General features: G+C 78.0%; 1 protein-coding gene. It reads right to left on the reverse strand.

What is annotated here, in order from left to right; genetic code table 11:
• Positions 1-160: 160 nt before the first annotated feature.
• On the reverse strand, positions 161-1,178 hold a 1,018-nt coding region (locus GTW08_RS07755; protein WP_202416661.1), incomplete at its 5' end, for a PD-(D/E)XK nuclease family protein.

Consider the following 1,178-nt stretch of genomic DNA (forward strand, 5'->3'; position numbering starts at 1 on the left):
GCGAGCCTCCGGGCGACGTGCACGTCGCCCGGCGCGAGGATCTCGGCCTCGTTGAACGCGGCGAGCACCCCGGTCGCGGTGCGGGCGGCCCGCGGACCGAACGGGTCCCGCTCGGGGGCCGGGGGCGCCGTCGCCGCCGGGGTGGGGGGTGCGGTCGTCGTCACGGGGTGCCTCCGTCCAGCAGGTCCGACAGCTCCCCGACCAGGGCGGCGGGTGGCCGCCAGGCGAAGACGCCGCACGGCGCGGCCAGCGGTCCGGACCCGGTGACCGGGGTGTCCGGCCCGCACATACCGCGCAGGAACAGGTAGCCGACCCCGCCGAGGTGGGTGTCCGGGTCGTAGTCGGGCAGCCGCCAGCGCAGGTAGCGGTGCAGCGCGACGGCGTAGAGCAGCGCCTGGAGCGGGTAGTGCGCGTCGGCCATCGCCGTGGCCAGCCGGTCGGCGGTGTAGTGCGCCGCGGTCAGCGGGTCGCGCCCGGACGGGCCGACCGGGCCCAGCCAGTTCGTCTTGTAGTCCACGACGAGGAACCGTTCCCCGGCGCCGTCACGGACCCGCAGCACCGAGTCGATGCTGCCGGTCAGGTAGCCGCGCAGCGGCTGTCCGGCGAGGTCGGGGGAGTCGAGGAGGTCGGCGTAGCCGTGGAGCGGGTCGCCGGGCGCGAGGTGCCTGCGGACGGCGGCGGCCAGCCCGGCCAGGGTGAGCCGCCCCGTCGGGGTGTCCCCGCCGCACAGCGGGAGCTCGAAGTCCAGCTCGGACAGCCGGTCGCCCGGCGCGACGTCGGCCAGCGCCAGCCCGGACGCGATCGGCCCGAGCGGGGTCCGCAGCACCGGGACGAGCGCGTCGGCGAGCTCGTCGGGATCGAGGTCGGCCGGCTGGTGGCGCAGCTCCTCGGTGACGTGCGCGACGACCTCGGCCCGCAGCGCGGCGTCGCCCTGGGCGGCCGTGCGGGTGTCGAGGTGTTCCAGCACGGCGTGCACCAGGGTGCCGAACCCGGTGCCCGAGGGCAGGTCGGCCATGGGGGAGGGGAACGCCGCGGGGCCGGCTGCGCCCGCCGTGGCGTCCCCGGTGGGGGCCGCACCGGGCAGCGGGGCGGGGTCGGGCTCGTCGACGATGCCCTCGTCCTCGGGCTCGGTCAGCACCCCGGGCGCGGTCGCGGCCGGTTCCGGCTCGGCGTCGACG

This window comes from Pseudonocardia sp. SID8383 (assembly GCF_009864975.1).
Taxonomy (GTDB): domain Bacteria; phylum Actinomycetota; class Actinomycetes; order Mycobacteriales; family Pseudonocardiaceae; genus Pseudonocardia; species Pseudonocardia alni.